We start from the raw sequence: 19,642 nt of genomic DNA, 5'->3' as shown, positions 1-19,642 counted from the left end.
CGCCGGGCGATGCCGTCTGCATCGCCTCTTCGTACCGGTCGAAACGAGGTCGTCCAATGTTATCCATCACCATCGTTACCTTCATGAACACTGTCGTCGCTGCCATGCCCTGCACATGCCATCAGGCGTGTCGGGTTGTCATGCGTGCCAGCGTCGACCCGACCGACGCCCCGCCTGCCAATCGGCAAGCGGGGCGTCGGCGTTTCTGAATGCCGCCAAGACCCGGGAGAACACCACCATGATGCTCGACAACCCCGCCACCAAGTACCGCCCCTTCGTGGCCGTCGACCTGCCCGACCGCCAGTGGCCTAGCCAGCGTATCGAGACCCCGCCGCTGTGGTGCAGCGTCGATCTGCGCGACGGCAACCAGGCGCTGATCGATCCCATGGATCAGGAGCGCAAGCAGCGCTTCTTCGACCTGCTGGTCAAGGTCGGCTTCAAGCAGATCGAGGTAGGCTTTCCCTCGGCGTCCCAGACTGACTTCGACTTCGTGCGCGCCTTGATCGAGAACGACCGCGTACCGGACGACGTCACCATCCAGGTGCTGACCCAGGCCCGGCCGCACCTGATCGACCGCACCTTCGAGGCGCTCGAGGGGGCGAAGAACGCCATCGTGCATGTCTACAATGCTACCGATCCGGTGTTCCGCCGCGTGGTGTTCAACGTCGACAAGGCTGAATGCACCCGCATCGCCGTCGATGCCACGACGCAGATCCGAAGCCGCATGGACGCCGCGCCCGAGACCCACTGGACCTTCCAGTACTCGCCGGAGCTGTTCACCACCACCGAGCTTGACTTCGCGGTGGAGATCGTCGAGGCAGTGATGGACGCCTACGAGCCCACCCCCGAGCACCCCATGATCGTCAACCTGCCGGCCACCGTGGAGGTCGCCCCGCCCAACAACTATGCCGACCAGGTGGAGTGGTTCTGCCGTAACGTCAAGGATCGCGACTGCCTGATCGTCAGCGTGCACCCGCACAATGACCGGGGCACCGGCGTGGCCGCCGCCGAACTCACCCTGATGGCCGGTGCCGACCGGGTGGAGGGCACCCTGTTCGGCAATGGCGAGCGCACCGGCAATGTCGACATCGTCACCCTGGCCATGAACCTGTACACCCAGGGGGTGCATCCGCGGCTCGACTTTTCCAACATCACGCCGATCATGCGCGAGGTGGAGTACTGCAACCAGCTGCCGGTTCATCCGCGCCATCCCTACGTGGGGGATCTGGTATTCACCGCCTTCTCGGGCTCCCACCAGGATGCCATCAAGAAGGGCATGGCCGCTCGCCGCGAGGCCGGGGAGGGGGTCTGGGAGGTCCCCTACCTGCCCATCGACCCCCTGGACGTGGGGCGCAGCTACGAGGCGGTGATCCGCGTCAACAGCCAGTCGGGCAAGGGCGGGGTCTCCTACCTGCTCGAGCAGGAGCATGGCATCGAGCTGCCGCGGCGGCTGTCCATCGAGTTCAGTCAGGTGGTGCAGGAGGTGGCCGACCGACTGGGCAAGGAGATCACCTCGCAGATGATCTACCAGGCCTTCGTCGACGAGTACCTGGCGAAGACCACGCCTTTCAACCTGGTCAATCATCGCCTCACCTCTGAGTCGGACAGCCCGGCGGTGAACCTGGAGGCGACCATCGAGGAGCGGGGCGAGCGTCGTACCATCCGGGGCCAGGGCAACGGCCCGCTGGCCGCCTTCATCAAGGCGCTGGCAGCCGACGGACACGATGTGGAAATCATCGACTATCACGAGCACTCCCGGGGCCAGGGCGCCGACGCCGAGGCCATCGCCTACGTGGAGGTGCGCATCGACGGCCAGGCCGTGTTCGGCGTGGGCACCGACGAAAGCATCACCAGCGCCTCCATGAAGGCGGTGATGAGCGCCCTCAACCGCTACCTCTCCACCCAGGCCCCGGCGCCCAACGTCACGGCCGAAACGCTGGCCTGACAGCGCCCAGTTGCAAGCGCCAAGCGCCGAGCTGTTCGGTGACGGGCGGCCGGTGTTGAGGATAAAATCAAGAAAGCCCGCTGGAGTGGATATTCGGCGGGCTTCTTGTTGCTGCTAGGAATGGCGAAGGTATCCTCCTGCGGCGCTCGGCGCTCGGCGCTCGGCGCTCGGCGCTCGGCGCTCGGCGCTCGGCGCTCGGCGCTCGGCGCTCGGCGCTCGGCGCTCGGCGCTCGGCGCTTACAAAGGCGTCTTGCTCGCCTCGCCAGGCACCTCGCGGACCAGGGTCGGCATCAAGAAGCCCGGCAGCAGCTTGCGCAACTCCGCGACCAGTTCGCGCGCCTCGTCGTCTGCCACATCGAAATGCGAAGCACCCTCCACTGGGTCGAGCACATGCAGGTAGTAGGGCAGCACGCCTGCCTCGAAGAGCCGCTCGGACAGTTCGGCGAGGGTGTCGACGTCATCGTTGACGCCGCGCAGCAGCACGCTCTGGTTGAGCAGCGTCACGCCGGCGTCATGCAGTCGCTGGCAGGCGTCGATCACCGCGTCGTCGATCTCCTGGGCATGGTTGACGTGTAGGACCACCACCTTCTGCAAGCGCGTCGTCGACAGCCAGTCGAGTAGGGCGGCGTCGATGCGGTCGGGGATCACCACCGGCAGTCGGGTATGGATCCGCAGCCGCTTGAGGTGAGGAATGGCCGCCAGGCGTTCGACCAGCCAGGCCAGCTGGCGGTCGCTGGCGGCCAGGGGATCGCCGCCGGAGAGGATGGCCTCGTGGATCGAGGCATCCTCGCGCAGGTAGGCAAGCGTCTCCTGCCACTGGGTCCGTGACGGTGCGTTCTCCGCGTAGGGGAAGTGGCGACGGAAGCAGTAGCGGCAGTTGACGGCGCAGGTGGGGCTCGCGATCAGCAGTACCCGGCCGGCGTACTTGTGGATCAGCCCCCGGGCCGGCGTGTGGTCGGCTTCGGCCAGGGGATCGGCCACATAACCGGGGGCGGCCAGGGCCTCCTCGCCGAGCGGCAGTACCTGGCGCAGCAGCGGGTCGGCCGGGTCGCCGGGGCGGATGCGCGCGAGGTAGGGCGCCGGCACCCGCACCTCGAACAGGGCGTGGCCGGCCTCGGCCCCGGGTAGCCAGGCCTCGCCGAGGCCCAGGCGCCGGAGCAGCTCGCGGGGATCGCGCACGGCGCCGGCAAGCTGGGCCTGCCAGTCGCCGCGACCCGGCATCGCCTGGCGCTGCAAAGGGATGAGGCTTCGGGTTATCATGCGTGACACCAGTCAAGTCGGTCGAGGGAGCGGCCCTCGACCCGGATCATTTGCTTGCGCGCGTCGCCGGCCAAGGCCGGTGGCACGCTCGAATATGGGTGAAACAACATGGCGAGCTATTCTACCAACGAATTCAAGGGCGGTCTGAAGGTCATGCTGGACGGGGACCCTTGCGCCATCCTCGAGAACGAACTCGTCAAGCCCGGCAAGGGCCAGGCCTTCAGCCGCGTGAAGCTGCGCAACCTGATGACCGGTCGGGTCTGGGAACGGACCTTCAAGTCCGGCGAGTCGCTGGAAGCGGCCGACGTCCTCGAACTGGAGATGGAGTACCTCTATAACGACGGCGAGATGTGGTACTTCATGCTCACCGACGGCTCCTTCGAGCAGTACCCGGCGGAGAAGCGCGCCCTGGGCGACACCGAGAAGTGGCTCAAGGAACAGGTGCGCTACACGGTGACCCTGTGGAACGACAACGTGATCAACGTCACGCCGCCCAACTTCATCGAGCTCGAGGTCACCGAGACCGACCCAGGCGTCAAGGGCGACACCGCCCAGGGCGGCTCCAAGCCGGCCACCCTCTCCTCGGGCGCCGTGGTGCGCGTGCCGCTGTTCATCAACGAGGGCGAGGTGCTCAAGGTCGATACGCGTACCGGCGAGTACGTCTCCCGCGCTTGATTCCCCTGAGCTACGAGCTACGAGCGGCGCCGGGGACAGGCCGAAGCGGAGATCCTATGCCAGGGACGGCATTGGTAGCGCCCAGGGATGGGTTCACAGCGCCTCCGTGCAGGCCTGTCGCCGGGAAAGCCGCGATGCTGGCATCCCCAGACCGAGGATGGATCCTGGTGGATGCGCTAACGCTTATCCACCCTACGGCTCGAGGCTCGGATGGCCACGCTGATTCAGGCGTGGCCTTCGTCTTTTCTGGAGGAATCCTCGATGACCATCGACTGGCGGCCCACTGCCGATATCGCCACACTGCGCGAGCGCGCGCGCCTGCTCGGCGAGGTGCGGGCCTTCTTCGCCGAGCGGGGTGTGTGGGAGGTGGAGACCCCGGTGCTCGGCCACGGCGGCAGCACCGACGTGCACCTGGCCTCGTTGGCCACTGAGGCGACCACGCCGGCGGGGCGCGAGCGGCTGTGGCTGCAGACCTCGCCGGAGTTTCATATGAAGCGCCTGCTGGCCGCCGGCAGCGGGCCGATCTTCCAACTCGCCCGCAGCTTTCGCGACGGCGAGGTGGGGCGGCGTCACAACCTCGAGTTCACCATGCTCGAGTGGTACCGGCCGGGCCTGTCCCTGGACGATCTGATCGAGGAGACCTCGGCGCTGATCGGCCGGGTGCTCGCGCGTGATCCCGGGCCGCTGCGCCGGCGTCGCTATCGCGACCTGTTCCGCGAGCACCTGGCCCTCGATCCCTTCCGCGAGCCGCTGCCGGCACTGCGTCGGCTGGCCGCCGAGCGGGGCGGGCTCGACATGGCGGATGCCCCCCGCGACGACTGCCTGGACCTGCTGATGAGCCTGGCCATCGAGCCGACGCTCGGCCGCGAGGGCCTCGACGTGGTGGTCGACTATCCGGCCAGCCAGGCGGCTCTGGCCCGGCGCCATCGCGACCCCGAGGACGGCGAGTGGGTGGCCTCGCGCTTCGAGGTATATCGGGCGGGGCTCGAGCTCGCCAACGGCTACGACGAGCTCACCGACGCCGCGGAGCAGCAGGCACGCTTCGTCGCGGACAACGCCGCGCGCCGGCGGCTCGGCCTGCCCGAGGTGGCTGTCGACCAGCGCCTGCTGGCGGCGCTTGAACAGGGGATGCCCGAGGGCAGCGGCGTGGCCCTGGGCCTCGACCGGCTGCTCCAGCTGGCGCTAGGTAAGCAAAACGTGGCCGAGGTGATGGCCTTCGCCACGCCGGTGGCGTAATCCGCCACATCTTGCCTCAGGCGGGCGGGGCGGTGGCCTTGTCAACTGGATGAGGGCCGGCCCAGCGACTGGCCCATCCCGACCATTTGACCGGGGGTGAGGGCCTCATCGAACGTGACCGGCTCGGCGAAGACCATCACTACCGTGGAGCCGAGCTTGAAGCGACCCATCTCCTCACCTTTCTCCAGACGTACCGGGGTGTTGAAGCGGATACGCTGCACGTCCCCTCGGGGCAGGGGTGTGATCTGGCCCGCCCACACCGTCTCGATGGCGGCGACGATCATCGCCCCCACCAGAACCATCGCCATGGGACCGTGCTCGGTATCGAAGTGGCAGACCAGCCGCTCGTTGCGGGCGAAGAGATTGGGCACATGCGCGGTGGTGGCGGCGTTGACCGAGAATAGCCGGCCGGGCACGTAGACCATCTCCCTGAGCGTGCCGGAAAGCGGCATATGCACGCGATGGTAGTCGCGTGGGGAGAGGTAGACGGTGGCGAAGCTGCCGTTGCGGAAGCGGGCCGCCCGCTCCGGGTCGCCGCCCAGCAGCTCGCTGATCGAGAAGTCATGGCCCTTGGCCTGGATCAGGCGGGTACCGTTCGCCCCGCCGAACTGCGACAGGGTGCCGTCGGCTGGTGCGAGCAGCCCCTCGCCCAGTGGGCGGGCCCCGTCCCTGAGCGCCCGGGTGAAGAAGTCGTTGAAGGTGGCATAGGCGCGCGGGTCCGGCTCATGGGCCTGGCCCATGTCGACCTTGAACTGGTGGATGAAGGCGCGGATGCACAGATCTTTCAGCCAGGGCCATCGGCAGTCGGCGAGTCGCCCCACCAGTCGCGACAGCAGGTGGTGGGGAATGGGGTACTGGATCAGGGAAAACAGTCGAGAAAGTGACAACGGAATATACTCTTGCTACGGGCTACGGGCTACGGGCTACGGGCTACGGGCTACGGGCTCGCTACCAACTGTTTGCGGCTCGTAGCCCGAGGCCCGCAGCCGGCGCGTAGCGCCTAGCGTTCGATCGGCGTATCGTCACGGTTGCCCCACTCCTGCCAGGAGCCGGCATAGCCGCGGATCTTCTCAAAGCCCAGCGCCTTGCCCACCAGCCAGGTGAAGCCGCTGCGGTGGTGGCTCTGACAGTGGGTGACCACCTCCATGTCCGGCGTCAGGCCCAGCGCCTCGAGCTCGGTGATCAGTTCCGCATAGTCACGCAGGCGCAGGGCGTTCTCCTTGTCCATGGCATCGGTCCACTCCAGGTTCACCGCGCCGGGAATATGACCGCGGTGCTTGTTGTTGCCTTTCTCGCCGTCGTATTCGGCGCGGGAGCGGGCGTCCCACACCGCGAAGCCCTTCTCGCCGAGGCGCTCCTCGAGCTCGACGCGGTCGATGGCCACCTCGGGATGCAGGATCTCGGCCTCGTAGTCGCTCGGGGTCGGGGTCCTGGAAGTGGTCTCGAGGGGCTGGCCCGCCTCGCGCCAGGCGTGGATACCGCCGTTGAGGTAGGAGTAGCGGGTGTGGCCGATCAGCTCCAGGGTCCACAGCAGGCGGCCGGCCCAGCCGCCGCCTTCGTCGTCGTAGGCCACCACATGGGTGTCCCGGGTCAGGCCCAGCGACGAGAAGAGCGCCGACAGCGCTTCGGCGTCCGGCACCTCATTGGGGACCGCTCCCTCGCCGCGCAGCAGCCGTCGATGATCGAGGAAGATGGCGCCGGGCACATGCCCCTGGTCATGGCTTTCGGCCTTCAAGGGCACGTCGATGACCAGCAGGGACGGATCGTCCAGGTGTGCGGCGAGCTGCTCGGGCTCGACGATCAGCGGCAGCAGGTTGGCTTCGGAACTCATGGCACTCTCTCCTTGGTTCGGCCTGGCTCTCCTGGATTCGGCCTGGTTCGGGGTCGCGTCGCGGTCTCAGCTCTCCTCGAGACTGTCGACGATGCGGCGATAGCTGGCAAACCGGTCGGGGTGGATATCGCCATGCTCCACGGCGGCCAGCAGCGCGCAGCCCGGCTCGTGGCGGTGGCGACAGTCACGGAAACGGCAGTGGCCGAGATGCGCGCGGAACTCGATGAAGCCTTCGGCCACCTGGCGCTCCTCCAGATGAGTCAGGCCGAACTCGCGGATGCCGGGGGAATCGATCAGTTCTCCGCCGCAGGCCATGGCGTAAAGCCGCGCCGTGGTCGTGGTGTGCCGCCCCTTGCGTGAGTCCTCGGACAGCGCGCCGATGCGCAGGTTCTCGTCCGGCAGCAGGCGGTCGATTAGCGAAGACTTGCCCACTCCGCTCTGGCCGACGAACACCGAGGTGCGCCCGGCCAGCCGGCGATACAGGGCGTCCAGGCCGCCTTCACGCGCCGTGGTGGTGGTCACCACCGGGTAGCCCAGTGCCTCGTAGCGCCCCAGCAGTTCGCGCAGCTCGCCGCCCCGGGACGGCAGCAGGTCGACCTTGTTGAGCACCAGCACCGGGGCGATGCCGGTGGCCTCCGCCGCCACCAGGTAACGGTCGATCAGGTTGGCATGGGGCGCGGGCTCCACGGCGAAGACGATCAGGAGCTGGTCGATGTTGGCGGCCACGGGCTTGAGCTGGCCCCGGGCATCCGGGCGTTCCAGCACGTTGTCGCGCTCGCCCCGGGCGACGACCACGCCGCTGCCGTCCTGGCCGGCGCGCCAGACGACCCGGTCGCCGGTGACCAGGCCCTCCAGGTTGGCGCGCAGGTGGCAGCGCACCGGCTCGTCGCCCTTGTCGGGAGCGACGTCGAGGGTGCGGCCGAAGTGGGCGGTCACGCGGCCCGGGCGCTCGGGGCCATACTCGCCGGCGGCGAGCCGGTCGGCGTCCTGCTCGCCACGCTTCTCGGCACGGCGAGCCCGTTCGGCCTGGATCTTCTCGATGCGCCAGCGCTGCTGGCGGCTCAACTTGCGTTTGCTCATGGGGCCCTGAAGCTCGGTACAATGGCGGCATTGTACTCATCCATGGCGCCGCCTGTCGCGAACCGCGCGGCGCTCTCCGCAAGGAAGGTTTCCCCGATGGGCCATAATGAAGACACGCAGGATCCGCGCAAGAACCGGCTGGTGTGGATCGACCTGGAGATGACCGGCCTCGACCCTAACCGGGAGCGGATCATCGAGGTCGCCACCCTGGTCACCGATGCCGACCTCAATGTCGTGGCCGAGGGCCCGGTGATCGCGGTGCACCAGCCCGACAGCCTGCTTCAGGGCATGGACGCCTGGAACCAGAAGACGCATGACGAGTCGGGGTTGGTGAAACGGGTGAAGGAGAGCGGCATCGACACCGCCGAGGCCGAGCGCCAGACCCTCGCGTTCCTGAACCGGCACGTGGCGGCAGGCAGCTCGCCCATGTGCGGCAATAGCATCCACCAGGATCGCCGCTTTCTTGAGCGGGAGATGCCCGAACTGCTGGGCTTCTTCCACTACCGCAACCTGGACGTCTCGACTCTCAAGGAGCTGGCCAAGCGCTGGAATCCGGGGGCACTCGCCGGCTTCCAGAAGCGCAACGTGCACCTCGCCATGGAGGACATCAAGGAGTCGATCGCCGAGCTGGCGCACTATCGCGAGACCTTCCTGCGACCGGCGAACGACACGAGCGACGAGGAAGAATAGGCCCTTCGGGCCAGCGCCGAACGCTAGCCGCTGGCGATCAGCCGCCGGCGCTTCTGCCGCTGGCGGGCCAGCGCCCAGCGCACATGCTCGCGGACCAGGTCGGAGGGGTAGGGCAGGCGCGCCCAGAGGGCGGCCTCCACGGCCTCGCTCCAGGGGGCGTTGCCGAGTCCCACGGCCAGGTTGCGCAGCCAACGTTCGTAGCCGATGCGCCGGATCGGGCTGCCGGCGGTCTTCTCCAGGAACTCCTCCTCGCCCCAGGCGAACAGCGACACCAGGCTGGCCCGGTCCAGGGCGTGGCGCGGGGCGAAGTCCGCCTCCTGAGAGACTCGGGTGAAGCGGGTAAAGGGACAGACCAGTTGACAGTCGTCGCAGCCGAACACCCGATTGCCCATCGCCTCGCGGTAGCGCTCGGGGATGGGGCCGAAGAGCTCGATGGTGAGGTACGAGATGCAGGCCCGGGCATCCACCACCCGATCCTCGACGATGGCGCCGGTGGGGCAGGCCGTGCGGCAGGCGCTGCAACTGCCGCAGTGGTCGGTCTCGAAGGGCGCATCCACCGGCAGCGGCAGGTCGGTGTAGAGCTCGCCGAGGAAGAACAGCGAGCCGGCCCGGGGGTTCAGCAGCATGGCGTTCTTGCCGAACCAGCCGAGTCCCGACTTGCGCGCCAGGGCACGCTCCATGACCGGTGCCGAGTCGACGAAGGCGCGGTAGCCGAACGGCCCCACCTCCGCCTCGATCCATTTCGCCAGGGTCGTCAGGCGCTTGCGCATCAGCTTGTGATAGTCGCGCCCGGTGGCATAGCGTGAGACATAGGCGCGTGCGGGCTGCCCCAGTACCTTGGTGGTTTCCACCTCGGCGGGCAGGTAGTCCAGGCGCACGCTGATCACCCGCCGCGTGCCGGGCACCAGCGCCGCCGGTCGGGTGCGTTTGGTGCCGTGCTTGGCCATGAAGCCCATCTCGCCATGGTGGCCGGCCGCGAGCCAGTGTTCGAGGCGCGCCTCATCCTCGGCCAGGTCGGTGTCGGTGATGCCGATCTGCTGGAAGCCGAGTTCGCGGCCCCAGGTCTTGATCCGCTCGGCGAGGCGGGACATGTCGGGGGCGTCACTCGCGGCAGACACTGGGCACATGATAAGGAAAATACCTTGCAGGGTCGCCTCCGCGACTTGGCGTGGGGCGAGGAGACTTTACACTTGTCATGATAAAGCATCGCGTCAAGGTTACGCATCGCGACCAGGGAGACAGCACATGACCCGGCCAGCTCGTGAACATGACGCGCCCTTGCTGCGGCCCCTCTACCGGGCCGAGCAGGTGCGTGAACTCGATCGACGCACCATCGAAGGGGGCATCGAGGGCTTCGCCCTGATGCAGCGGGCGGCGGCGGCGGCCTGGCAGAGTCTGCGGGGACGCTGGCCGACCGTACGTTCGATCAGCGTGCTGTGTGGCGGCGGCAACAACGGCGGCGACGGCCATGTGCTAGCGGCGCTGGCCGCCACCGAAGGGCTCGCCGTGCAGCGCATCCTGCTCAAGGGCATCGATGAGCTGTCCGGCGATGCCAGACGCGCCGCCGACATGGCCTCGGCGGCCGGGGTAGAGGGCGTGCCCTGGCGATCGGACCTCGCCCTCGAGGGCGAACTGGTGGTCGACGCCCTGTTGGGCACCGGCCTCGGCGGTGAGGTGCGCGGCGAGGCCCGCGAGGCGATCGAGGCCATCAATGCCAGCGGCCTGCCGGTGCTGGCCATCGACATCCCGTCGGGATTGCATGCCGATACCGGCGCCGAGCTGGGCATCGCCGTACAGGCCGACCGGACGGTGACTTTCATCGGCGACAAGCTGGGGCTGCATACCGGCGCGGCCCCGGCGCGCGTGGGCGAGCTGGACTTCCGTCCGCTGGGGGTGAACGCCGAGGCGACAGGCGAGCTCGTCCCCGCTGCCCGTCTCCTGGATGCCGGGCTCATCGACACCTGGTTGCCGCCCCGGACGCGCATCACCCACAAGGGCGATTGTGGCCATGCGCTGGTGCTGGGGGGCGCGCCCGGCTTCGGCGGAGCGGCGCTGCTGGCCGCAGAGGCCTGTGGCCGGCTGGGGGCCGGCAAGGTGAGCCTGGCCACCGCCCCCGAGCATGTCACCGCAAGCCTGGTGCGTCGTCCCGAGGTGATGGTCCACGGAGCGCGCGGTGCCGGCGACCTGGGGGACCTGCCGGAGCGCGCCGACGTGCTGGTGGTGGGGCCGGGCCTGGGGCAGGGCAGCTGGGGACAGGGCATGCTGCAGGCCGCCCTCGCCACACGGGTACCGCTGGTGGTGGATGCCGATGGCCTCAACCTGCTGGCCTCGCACTTCACCGGCCGGCGCCGCGACGACTGGCTCCTCACCCCGCATCCTGGCGAGGCGGCCAGGCTGCTCGACATCTCGGCTGCCGAGGTGGAGGCCGACCGGCCCGCGGCGGCCCTCGCGCTGCAGCGCCGTTTCGGCGGCGTGGTGGTACTCAAGGGCGCCGGCTCCCTGGTAGCCGGCCCCACAGGACTGGCGGTCTGCCCCTACGGCAACCCGGGGATGGCCAGCGGCGGCATGGGTGATGTCCTCTCCGGCATGCTCGGGGCGCTGCTGGCCCAGCGACTGCCGCTGGAAGCCGCCGCCCGAGTGGGCGTCACGCTCCACGCCCGGGCGGCCGACCTGGCGGCCAAGGCATGGGGAGAGCGTGGCCTGCTGGCCGGTGATCTGGCATCCTGTGCCACATTTCTGGCCAACCCGACGATGGGCAAGGACGATGCAGCTGCGACTCGATGACGAAGACCACCAGGTAGCCTTCGGTGAGCGCCTGGGGCGGGCCCTGGCAGGCCATGGTCGCGTGCACCTCACCGGCGAGCTGGGCACCGGCAAGACCACCCTGACGCGCGGTATCCTGCGGGCCTACGGCTACCGCGGGGCGGTGAAGAGCCCTACCTATACCCTGGTCGAGCCCTACACGCTCGAGGGGGGGCTGGTCCACCACTTCGACCTCTATCGACTGGGCGATCCCGAGGAGTTGGAGTTCATCGGTGGGCGCGACCTGCTGGCCGACGAGGCGCTCTGCGTGATCGAGTGGCCGGAGCGTGGTGAGGGCTGGCTGCCCGTGCCCGATCTGGTGGTGACCCTGGCGCTGGCCGAGCCTGGACGCCTGGCGACTCTGGAGGCTTTCACCGACCACGGCCGGGCCGTGGTCGACCGACTCGCGGCCGCATCGCTCCGGCCAGGTGCGGGGCACGACAGGGAGGCGGGCCGGGCATCATGACACACACAATGCGCCACTGGTTCGTGGGATTGTTGCTGCCGCTGACGCTGCTGGCCGGCGGGGCAGCGGCACAGGCGGCCAGCGTCGACAATTTGCGCCTCTGGGCAGCCCCTGACCATGCCCGACTGGTGTTCGACCTCTCCTCGCCGACACCGGCTAAGGTCTTCACCCTGGACAATCCTCGGCGACTGGTCATCGACCTGCGCGACAGCGCGCTTAAGGCCGACGTCGAGCGCCTGGATCTGAGTGGTAGCGCCATCAGCGCCGTGCGCACCGGCATCCGCCAGGAGGATGACCTGCGGGTTGTGCTTGAGCTTTCCCGGCGGATCGAACCGCGCCATTTCACCCTGGCTCCCAACGAGCAGTATGGCCACCGCCTGGTGGTAGACCTGGAGTATCCCGGCGAGAGCGCCGTCGAGGACCCCATCGACCCCATCGAGGCGATGATCCGGGAGCAGGAGATCGCCGCCAATCGCGCCCGCACCGAGGCCATGGCCGAGGGCAGCGAAGGGGCGGCCGAGGCGGCTGCCGCGGCGATCCTCGAGCAGGCGGGGCCGCACCCCAAGCGCGACATCATCATCGCCATCGATGCCGGGCATGGCGGCGAGGACCCGGGGGCCATCGGACCCAACGGCACCCGCGAGAAGGACGTGGTGCTGGACATGGCCCAACGCCTGGCGCGACGGGTCAACGAGACCGAAGGCTTTCGCGCGGTGATGATCCGCGACGGCGACTACTACGTGGGGCTTCGCCAGCGCACCGAGATCGCCCGGGAGCAGAAGGCCGACTTCTTCGTCTCGATCCACGCCGATGCCTTCAAGAGTCCGCGCCCCCATGGCAGCTCGGTTTATGCCCTCTCGCAGCGAGGCGCGACCTCGGAGACTGCCAAGTGGCTGGCCACCAGCGAGAACAGTGCCGACCTGATCGGCGGGGTGGATGGCAACCTTTCCCTGGACGACAAGGACGAGGTGTTGCGTGGCGTGTTGCTGGATCTGACCATGACCGCGACCCTCAACGACTCGCTGGCCATCGGCGGGCAGGTACTGGACCGGCTCGGGCGGGTCAACCGCCTGCACAAGTCCCGAGTCGAACAGGCCGGCTTCGTGGTGCTGAAGTCGCCGGACATCCCGTCGCTGCTGGTCGAGACCGGGTTCATCTCCAATCCCGACGAGGAGCGCCGCCTGCGCGATGGCCGCTATCAGCAGAAGATGGTCGATGCCATCTTCACCGGCATCCGCGGCCATTTCCAGCGCAACCCGCCGCCGGCCAGCCTGTTGGCCTGGCAGCGAGATCAGGGCCGACGCGTCGCCGGCAACGAGTACCGCATCCAGCCCGGCGATACCCTCTCCGAGATCGCGGCCCGGCACGACGTCCCGGTGGCCCAACTGCGCCAGGCCAACGAGCTCGATGGTGACGTGATCCGGGTCGGCCAGGTGTTGCGAATCCCGCGCTCATGACGTTTCCTGGAGTCTTATGACCGAACCGCGCCCTATCCGCGTCCTCGACCCCCGCCTGACCAACCAGATCGCCGCGGGGGAGGTCGTCGAGCGGCCCGCCTCGGTGGTCAAGGAGCTGGTCGAGAATGCCATCGACGCCGGCAGCACGCGTATCGAGGTGGAACTGGAGGCGGGTGGGGCACGGCTGATCCGCGTGCGTGACGACGGCAGCGGCATCGGTGAGGCGGACCTGCCGCTGGCGCTATCTCGACATGCCACCAGCAAGATCGGCTCGCTGGATGATCTCGAGGGTGTGGCGAGCCTGGGCTTCCGCGGCGAGGCCCTGGCCTCGGTTAGCTCGGTGTCGCGCCTGGAGCTGATGTCCAACATCGAGGAGGATCCCACCGCCGGCTGGCGGGTGGTGGTGGAAGGGCCTCGCATGGAGCCCCGGGTGACCCCGGCGCCGCATCCCCGCGGCACCTCCGTCAGCGTGCGGGACCTGTTCTTCAACACGCCGGCCCGGCGCAAGTTCCTGCGCACCGAAAAGACCGAGTTCGGTCATGTCGAGGAAGCCTTCCGGCGCCAGGCCCTGTCGCGGTTCGATATCGGCTGGGTGCTGCGCCATAACCAGAAGACCCTCCATCAGCTGCGCCCCGGCGACGACCTGATCGCCCGGGAGCGCCGGCTGCAGGCGCTGCTGGGCAGGGCCTTCCTGGAGCATGCCCTGCACCTGGACCTGGCGAGTGGCGGGCTGCGCCTGTGGGGCTGGGTGGGGCTGCCCACCCACTCCCGGGCCCAGGCCGACCAGCAGTATTTCTTCGTCAACGGGCGGGTCGTGCGTGACCGCCTGGTGGCTCATGCCATCCGACAGGCTTACCGCGATGTGCTGTTCCATGGCCGCCATCCGGTGTTCGTGCTCTATCTCGAGGTCGACCCCGGCGCGGTGGACGTCAATGTCCATCCCACCAAGCACGAGGTACGCTTCCGCGACGGCCGCCTGGTCCACGACTTCCTGTTCTCTAGCCTGCACCGGGCCCTGGGCGAGGCCAGGGCCGGGGCCGCGCCGGGGGGCGAGGGCGCCGAGGTGGCGTCACAGGCTCCGGACGAGGCGGTCGAGCCCGAGACCGGCGAGGTGCGTGAGGCGCCCGCCCAGTCGGTCTGGCAGCAGCAGCCCATGGCGTTGCATGGCCGGGAGGAGGGCGGGGGGCAGAAGGTGACGCCGGACCGGGTACGAGCCTTCATGGAGGGCTACCGGGCCCTGCATCCGGAGCACGAGGAGCACCTGCTGACGCCCCAGTCAGCGGCGCCGGGCGCCGGCGGCACCGCCGCCGGGGTGGCACTCGCCGAGCGGCAGGCCACTCAGGATACCCGGCCGCGACCGGCCATGCCCGAGGCAGATGCCACCCGGGCCCCGCCCTTGGGCTATGCCGTGGCCCAGCTGCACGGGATCTACATCCTCGCCCAGACCGAACGCGGCCTGGTGGTGGTCGACATGCATGCGGCCCACGAACGCATCGTCTACGAGCGCATGAAGGCCCAGGTCCACGGCGACGCCGGAGGCGAGCCGCGCCTGCAGGCGCAGCCGCTGCTGGTGCCGGTCTCGCTGGCGGCGAGCGCCGCCGAGGTGGCCACCGCCGAGACCGAGCATGCGGCCTTCGCGCGCCTCGGGGTCGAGCTCGACGTGGCGGGTCCCGAGACCCTGCTGGTGCGTCAGGTCCCGGCGCTGCTGGTCGATGCCGACGTGGAGCCACTGATCCGTGACATGCTGGCCGACCTGGAGCGCTACGGCCGCTCCGACCGGTTGGAGGCACGCATCAACGAGCTGCTGTCGACCATGGCCTGCCACGGCAGCGTGCGCGCCAACCGTCAGCTCTCCGTGGCCGAGATGAACGCCCTGCTGCGCGACATGGAGCGCACCGAGCGCAGCGGCCAGTGCAACCACGGCCGCCCCACCTGGACCGAGATGAGCCTGAAGGAGTTGGACCGCCTTTTCCTTAGAGGGCAATAGGGCAATGAAGGACAACGTGCCGCCCGTGTGGCGAGAAGCGCCGGGGGAGTGCCGTAGGTTGGATAAGCCGAAGGCGCATCCAACGAAGTGGCGCCGCTGCCGTGGGGCGTCGGGTGCGCTCGCGAGCTCGCTTACCCGACCTACGTCGCTGCCGCCGGGTAAGCTTCTCTACTCCAAGCCATGAGAATACCTGAGAACCCAATGCCAGACGCTCGCCCTCCCGCCATCCTGCTGATGGGGCCCACCGCCGCCGGCAAGACCGACCTGGCCATCGCGCTTCACGAGCGGCTGGGCTGCGAGCTGATTAGCGTCGATTCCGCCATGGTCTATCGCGGTATGGACATCGGCAGCGCTAAGCCCAGCGCCGACGAGCTGGCTCGGGCGCCCCATCGGCTGATCGATATCCGTGACCCGGCCGAGCCCTATTCCGCGGCCGAGTTTCGCCAGGACGCCCATCACGAGATGCGACAGATTACCGCAGCCGGACGGGTGCCGCTGCTGGTGGGGGGGACCATGATGTACTTCCAGCGCCTGCTGGCGGGCGTGGCGAACCTGCCCGCGGCCGATCCGGTCGTGCGCGAGGCCCTCGCCCGTGAGGCCGAGCAGCGCGGGCTCTTTGCCCTGCACGCTGAGCTGGCGCGGATCGATCCGGTCGCCGCCGCCCGGATCCATCCCCACGACCCTCAGCGTCTCCTGCGGGCCCTGGAGGTGTTCCGCGTCAGCGGCCGATCACTCACCGAGCTGTGGGCGGCGCAGCGGCCGGAAACCTTCCCGTGGCGGACGTTGTCGATAGGGCTCGCCCCTGCCGATAGGGCCGTCCTGCACGCGCGGATCGCGCGGCGCTTTGAGGCGATGCTCGAGGCCGGCTTTCTCGACGAGGTGGCAAGGCTCAGGGCGCGGGATGATCTGCATCCTGGCCTGCCGGCCATGAAGAGCGTGGGCTATCGCCAGGCCTGGGCGTACCTGGCGGGTGAAGAGGACCTGGCGACCCTGAGGCAGCGCGGCATCGCGGCCACCCGGCAGCTGGCCAAGCGTCAGCTGACCTGGATGCGCCGCTGGCCGGCACTCCACTGGGTCGATCCCCTGGCCGGGGACGCCCTCGGGCGCGTCCTGAAACTCGTGCGCGAATTCAGCAGTTAGCGTAAGATGAGCGTTTCGAGCGGCCGGTTGACCAAGCCCCTTCGGGTAACCATTGCCGCCCATCCGGTGGCGGCGCGAACCAGCATAACCTCAACCCCTAGAGACCATTACAGGGAGAGCAACATGTCCAAAGGGCAGTCCCTTCAAGACCCGTACCTGAACATCCTGCGCAAGGAACGCATTCCGGTATCGATTTTCCTCGTCAACGGCATCAAGCTGCAGGGCCAGATCGAGTCCTTCGACCAGTTCGTCATCCTGCTGCGCAATACCGTCAGCCAGATGGTCTACAAGCATGCCATCTCCACCGTGGTGCCGTCGCGTAACGTGCGCCTGCCGGCCCCTGACGCCACCGCGCCGTCGGACAGCAACGCGTGAGGTACTGATTGTTTTTCGAACGTCCCGACGCCGGAGAGACGGCGATACTCGTCCATGTGGATTTCCAGGACGAGCGTGAACGTGAGGATGCCGGCGAATTCCTCGAACTGGTGCGTTCAGCCGGTGCCGAGCCGGCCACCCTGATCACCGGCAGTCGCAAGCGACCCGATTCCCGGACCTTCGTGGGCTCGGGCAAGCTCGAGGAGCTGCGCGAGGCGAAGGCCGTGCATCACGCCGAGCTGGTGATCTTCAATCATGGCCTGAGCCCCTCCCAGGAGCGCAACCTGGAGCGCGAGCTCAAGTGCCGCGTGCTCGACCGCACCGGGCTGATCCTCGACATCTTCGCCCAGCGCGCGCGCACCCACGAGGGCAAGCTGCAGGTAGAGCTGGCCCAGTTGGAGTACATGTCGACCCGCCTGGTGCGTGGCTGGACCCACCTGGAGCGCCAGAAGGGCGGTATCGGCCTGCGGGGTCCCGGCGAGACCCAACTCGAGACCGACCGGCGTCTGCTGCGCGGCCGCATCAAGGCGATCCACAAGCGCCTCGACAAGGTGCGCAGCCAGCGCAGCCAGAACCGTCGGGCGCGCTCCCGGGCCGAGATTCCTAGCGTCTCGCTGGTCGGCTATACCAACGCCGGCAAATCGACGCTGTTCAACGCGCTCACCGAATCGAAGGTCTATGCGGCCGACCAGCTCTTCGCTACCCTCGACCCGACGCTGCGGCGCCTGGAGATCGAGGACGTGGGCCCGGTGGTGCTGGCCGATACCGTGGGCTTCATCCGCCACCTGCCCCACAAGCTGGTGGAAGCCTTCCAGGCGACCCTCCAGGAGGCCGCCGAGGCCAGCCTGCTGGTCCACGTGATCGATGCCGCCGACCCGGATCGGGAGCTCAACGTGGCCCAGGTGGAGGGGGTGCTCGAGGAAATCGGCGCGCTGGAGGTGCCGACCCTCAAGGTGATGAACAAGATCGACCTGTTAGACAGTGCGCCGCGCATCGAACGGGACGGCGAGGGCCGCCCCGAGGCGGTCTGGCTCTCTGCCCAGGACGGACGGGGGCTGGATCTGCTGGAGCAGGCCCTCTCCGAGTGCCTGGCCGAGGACATCATCGATTTCGAACTCTGCCTGGCCCCCGAGCAGGGGCGGCTGCGGGCCGGGTTGCATGAGCTGGGCGCCGTGCGGGCCGAGCGCTTCGATGACCAGGGCCGTATCCGCCTCGAGGTGCGTCTGCCGCGGCGCGACTTCCTGCAGCTGATGGCGCGACTCGGCGAACGGGCCGACGACTACCTGCCGCAGGCGTTGAGGTCACGGCCTGTCTGGGAGGCGTGATCACGGGGCACGCGCCGATGCCGAGGGGCGTCGGGACATGACGACAACCGGCGCGCCGGCCATGACCGGCCGTGCCGACAGGATCGCAACCGAGACCCGGCATGGCACACGCACCGTGCCGGGATGAAACGCAGAGTGGAGACGACGTATGGCCTGGAATGAGCCTGGTGGCGGCAACCAGCACGATCCCTGGAGTGGTGGTGGTCGTCGCGGCGGCAATGGCGGCGGCGGCAAGGGGGGCGGCAATCAGGGACCGCCCGACCTCGACGAGGCCCTGAAGAAGTTTCAGGACAAGCTCAACAGCATGCTCGGGGGACGCGGTGGCAAGGGCGGTCGCGGCGGCAAGGGTGGCGGCGGCAAGCCGCGCAACGCCTTCACTCTGCCGGGCCTGCTGATTATCGTGGCACTCGCCATCTGGGCGGCCAGCGGGTTCTACCTGGTGGACCAGTCCGAGCGCGGCGTGGTGTTGCGTTTCGGCAAGTTCCAGGACGTGGTCACCCCGGGGCTGCACTGGAACCCACCCCTGATCGATGACGTACGCATGGTCAACGTGACCCGAGTGCGCTCGCTCACCCAGACCCAGTCGATGCTGACCCAGGACGAGAACATCGTCGAGGTCGAGATCTCGGCTCAGTACCAGGTGGCCGATCCGCGCGACTTCGTGCTCAACGTGCGCAACCCCCAGCTGTCGATCGAGAATGCCCTGGACAGCGCGCTGCGCCACGTGGTGGGCGGGACCGACATGATCGAGATCCTCACCTCGGGCCGCGAGATCCTCGGCAGCTCGGTGGCCAGCCGTCTGCAGTCCTACCTGGACAGCTACGGCACCGGGATTCTCCTGCAGACCCTCAACGTCGAATCCACCTCGCCGCCGGATGCGGTCCAGGATGCCTTCGACGACGTCATCCGGGCCCGTGAGGACCGCCAGCGCACCATCAACCAGGCCACCGCCTATGCCAACGCCATTATTCCCGAGGCCCAGGGTCAGGCCCAGCGTCTGGTCGAACAGGGGCAGGGGTATCGCGAGGCCGTGGTGGCCGAGGCCGAGGGTCAGGCCAACCGCTTCAATGCGCTGCTGACCCAGTACCAGGATGCCCCCGCGATCATGCGCGAACGCCTCTACCTCGACACCCTCTCCCAGGTCTACGGCGAGACCGCCAAGGTGATGGTCGACGTGTCCGAGAACAGCCCGCTCATGGTGCTGCCGCTGGACCGTCTGGGGCTCACCACCGCCGGTAGCGCCGGCTCCCGGGGCAGCGGTGACGGCAGCGGCGAAACGCTCGACCCGCAACTGCTCGAGCGCCTGCGCGCCACCCAGTCGTCATCGAGCAGCAGCAACAGCAGCAACAGCATCCGCCGGGAGGGCCGCTAAT

Annotated in this window: 17 protein-coding genes; 12 read left to right on the top strand and 5 right to left on the bottom strand. The window is 68.5% G+C overall.

Annotation, left to right across the window (positions count from 1 at the left end; genetic code table 11):
* Positions 1-238 precede the first annotated feature (238 nt).
* A complete protein-coding gene (gene leuA, locus FHR94_RS10560; RefSeq protein WP_183325680.1) occupies positions 239-1,945 on the top strand; it encodes a 2-isopropylmalate synthase in 1,707 nt (568 codons plus the stop codon).
* A gap of 237 nt (positions 1,946-2,182) precedes the next feature.
* On the opposite strand, the gene epmB is transcribed toward leuA, so the two are convergent.
* Positions 2,183-3,205 carry an EF-P beta-lysylation protein EpmB gene (gene epmB / locus FHR94_RS10555; protein WP_183325679.1) on the bottom strand — a complete coding sequence of 341 codons (1,023 nt, stop codon included), beginning with the start codon at positions 3,203-3,205 and terminating at the stop codon, positions 2,183-2,185.
* A gap of 108 nt (positions 3,206-3,313) precedes the next feature.
* Here epmB and efp point away from each other — a divergent pair, with 108 nt between their 5' ends.
* Positions 3,314-3,880, top strand: coding sequence for an elongation factor P (gene efp / locus FHR94_RS10550; RefSeq protein ID WP_183325677.1), 567 nt, complete (start codon positions 3,314-3,316; stop codon positions 3,878-3,880).
* Between the two features lie 261 nt (positions 3,881-4,141).
* Positions 4,142-5,116, top strand: a complete 975-nt coding sequence (epmA, locus tag FHR94_RS10545; protein ID WP_183325676.1) for an EF-P lysine aminoacylase EpmA — start codon at positions 4,142-4,144, stop codon at positions 5,114-5,116.
* Positions 5,117-5,157: 41 nt separating this feature from the next.
* On the opposite strand, the gene asd is transcribed toward epmA, so the two are convergent.
* The 3 genes from asd to rsgA form a co-directional block, all read right to left on the bottom strand.
* Positions 5,158-6,003, bottom strand: a complete 846-nt coding sequence (asd, locus tag FHR94_RS10540; protein ID WP_183325675.1) for an archaetidylserine decarboxylase — start codon at positions 6,001-6,003, stop codon at positions 5,158-5,160.
* 113 nt (positions 6,004-6,116) lie between these two features.
* Entirely contained in the window at positions 6,117-6,947 is an 831-nt protein-coding gene (locus FHR94_RS10535) for a sulfurtransferase (RefSeq protein ID WP_183325674.1), read from the bottom strand.
* A 66-nt stretch (positions 6,948-7,013) separates the two neighbouring features.
* Entirely contained in the window at positions 7,014-8,027 is a 1,014-nt protein-coding gene (rsgA, locus tag FHR94_RS10530) for a small ribosomal subunit biogenesis GTPase RsgA (RefSeq protein WP_183325673.1), read from the bottom strand.
* A 96-nt stretch (positions 8,028-8,123) separates the two neighbouring features.
* On the opposite strand from rsgA, the gene orn reads away from it, so the two are divergent.
* Positions 8,124-8,717, top strand: a complete 594-nt coding sequence (gene orn / locus FHR94_RS10525; RefSeq protein ID WP_183325672.1) for an oligoribonuclease — start codon at positions 8,124-8,126, stop codon at positions 8,715-8,717.
* A 23-nt stretch (positions 8,718-8,740) separates the two neighbouring features.
* Here the strand turns inward: orn and queG are convergent, their stop codons facing one another.
* Entirely contained in the window at positions 8,741-9,808 is a 1,068-nt protein-coding gene (gene queG / locus FHR94_RS10520) for a tRNA epoxyqueuosine(34) reductase QueG (protein ID WP_246389900.1), read from the bottom strand.
* A 154-nt stretch (positions 9,809-9,962) separates the two neighbouring features.
* Here queG and FHR94_RS10515 point away from each other — a divergent pair, with 154 nt between their 5' ends.
* From FHR94_RS10515 to hflK, 8 genes are all read left to right on the top strand, one after another.
* Positions 9,963-11,501, top strand: coding sequence for an NAD(P)H-hydrate dehydratase (locus FHR94_RS10515; protein ID WP_183325670.1), 1,539 nt, complete (start codon positions 9,963-9,965; stop codon positions 11,499-11,501).
* Positions 11,482-11,985: a tRNA (adenosine(37)-N6)-threonylcarbamoyltransferase complex ATPase subunit type 1 TsaE gene (gene tsaE / locus FHR94_RS10510; RefSeq protein WP_183325669.1), complete on the top strand. Its 504-nt coding sequence runs from the start codon at positions 11,482-11,484 to the stop codon at positions 11,983-11,985. The genes FHR94_RS10515 and tsaE overlap by 20 nt, the downstream gene beginning before the upstream one ends.
* Positions 11,982-13,442, top strand: coding sequence for an N-acetylmuramoyl-L-alanine amidase (locus tag FHR94_RS10505; RefSeq protein ID WP_425485368.1), 1,461 nt, complete (start codon positions 11,982-11,984; stop codon positions 13,440-13,442). The genes tsaE and FHR94_RS10505 overlap by 4 nt, the downstream gene beginning before the upstream one ends.
* Positions 13,443-13,458: 16 nt before the next feature.
* Complete coding sequence (gene mutL, locus FHR94_RS10500; protein ID WP_183325668.1) at positions 13,459-15,429, top strand: DNA mismatch repair endonuclease MutL; 1,971 nt, start codon at positions 13,459-13,461, stop codon at positions 15,427-15,429.
* A gap of 201 nt (positions 15,430-15,630) precedes the next feature.
* Positions 15,631-16,569, top strand: coding sequence for a tRNA (adenosine(37)-N6)-dimethylallyltransferase MiaA (miaA, locus tag FHR94_RS10495; RefSeq protein WP_183325667.1), 939 nt, complete (start codon positions 15,631-15,633; stop codon positions 16,567-16,569).
* Positions 16,570-16,692: 123 nt separating this feature from the next.
* On the top strand, positions 16,693-16,944 hold the full coding sequence (gene hfq / locus FHR94_RS10490) for an RNA chaperone Hfq (RefSeq protein WP_183325666.1): 252 nt from the start codon (positions 16,693-16,695) through the stop codon (positions 16,942-16,944).
* 8 nt (positions 16,945-16,952) lie between these two features.
* Positions 16,953-18,269, top strand: coding sequence for a ribosome rescue GTPase HflX (gene hflX, locus FHR94_RS10485; RefSeq protein ID WP_183325665.1), 1,317 nt, complete (start codon positions 16,953-16,955; stop codon positions 18,267-18,269).
* A 148-nt stretch (positions 18,270-18,417) separates the two neighbouring features.
* The gene (gene hflK / locus FHR94_RS10480) at positions 18,418-19,641 is read left to right on the top strand and encodes an FtsH protease activity modulator HflK (RefSeq protein WP_183325664.1); all 1,224 of its coding nucleotides are present in this window, start codon (positions 18,418-18,420) and stop codon (positions 19,639-19,641) included.
* Position 19,642 lies beyond the last annotated feature (1 nt).

The sequence above is a fragment of the Halomonas cerina genome (genome assembly GCF_014192215.1).
Lineage (GTDB): Bacteria > Pseudomonadota > Gammaproteobacteria > Pseudomonadales > Halomonadaceae > Halomonas > Halomonas cerina.
Note: the sequence above shows the minus strand (reverse complement) of the source record. Positions and strands in the feature narration are given on the sequence as shown.

What these genes read in the sequence shown, in the direction of transcription:
- miaA (WP_183325667.1), top strand. Translation starts at nt 15,631, where the DNA reads ATGCCAGACGCTCGCCCTCCCGCCATCCTGCTGATGGGGCCCACCGCC.
- epmA (WP_183325676.1), top strand. Translation starts at nt 4,142, where the DNA reads ATGACCATCGACTGGCGGCCCACTGCCGATATCGCCACACTGCGCGAG.
- tsaE (WP_183325669.1), top strand. Translation starts at nt 11,482, where the DNA reads ATGCAGCTGCGACTCGATGACGAAGACCACCAGGTAGCCTTCGGTGAG.
- mutL (WP_183325668.1), top strand. Translation starts at nt 13,459, where the DNA reads ATGACCGAACCGCGCCCTATCCGCGTCCTCGACCCCCGCCTGACCAAC.
- hflK (WP_183325664.1), top strand. Translation starts at nt 18,418, where the DNA reads ATGGCCTGGAATGAGCCTGGTGGCGGCAACCAGCACGATCCCTGGAGT.
- rsgA (WP_183325673.1), bottom strand. Translation starts at nt 8,027, where the DNA reads ATGAGCAAACGCAAGTTGAGCCGCCAGCAGCGCTGGCGCATCGAGAAG.
- efp (WP_183325677.1), top strand. Translation starts at nt 3,314, where the DNA reads ATGGCGAGCTATTCTACCAACGAATTCAAGGGCGGTCTGAAGGTCATG.
- FHR94_RS10535 (WP_183325674.1), bottom strand. Translation starts at nt 6,947, where the DNA reads ATGAGTTCCGAAGCCAACCTGCTGCCGCTGATCGTCGAGCCCGAGCAG.
- epmB (WP_183325679.1), bottom strand. Translation starts at nt 3,205, where the DNA reads ATGATAACCCGAAGCCTCATCCCTTTGCAGCGCCAGGCGATGCCGGGT.
- FHR94_RS10505 (WP_425485368.1), top strand. Translation starts at nt 11,982, where the DNA reads ATGACACACACAATGCGCCACTGGTTCGTGGGATTGTTGCTGCCGCTG.
- queG (WP_246389900.1), bottom strand. Translation starts at nt 9,808, where the DNA reads ATGTCCCGCCTCGCCGAGCGGATCAAGACCTGGGGCCGCGAACTCGGC.
- hfq (WP_183325666.1), top strand. Translation starts at nt 16,693, where the DNA reads ATGTCCAAAGGGCAGTCCCTTCAAGACCCGTACCTGAACATCCTGCGC.
- FHR94_RS10515 (WP_183325670.1), top strand. Translation starts at nt 9,963, where the DNA reads ATGACCCGGCCAGCTCGTGAACATGACGCGCCCTTGCTGCGGCCCCTC.
- leuA (WP_183325680.1), top strand. Translation starts at nt 239, where the DNA reads ATGATGCTCGACAACCCCGCCACCAAGTACCGCCCCTTCGTGGCCGTC.
- orn (WP_183325672.1), top strand. Translation starts at nt 8,124, where the DNA reads ATGGGCCATAATGAAGACACGCAGGATCCGCGCAAGAACCGGCTGGTG.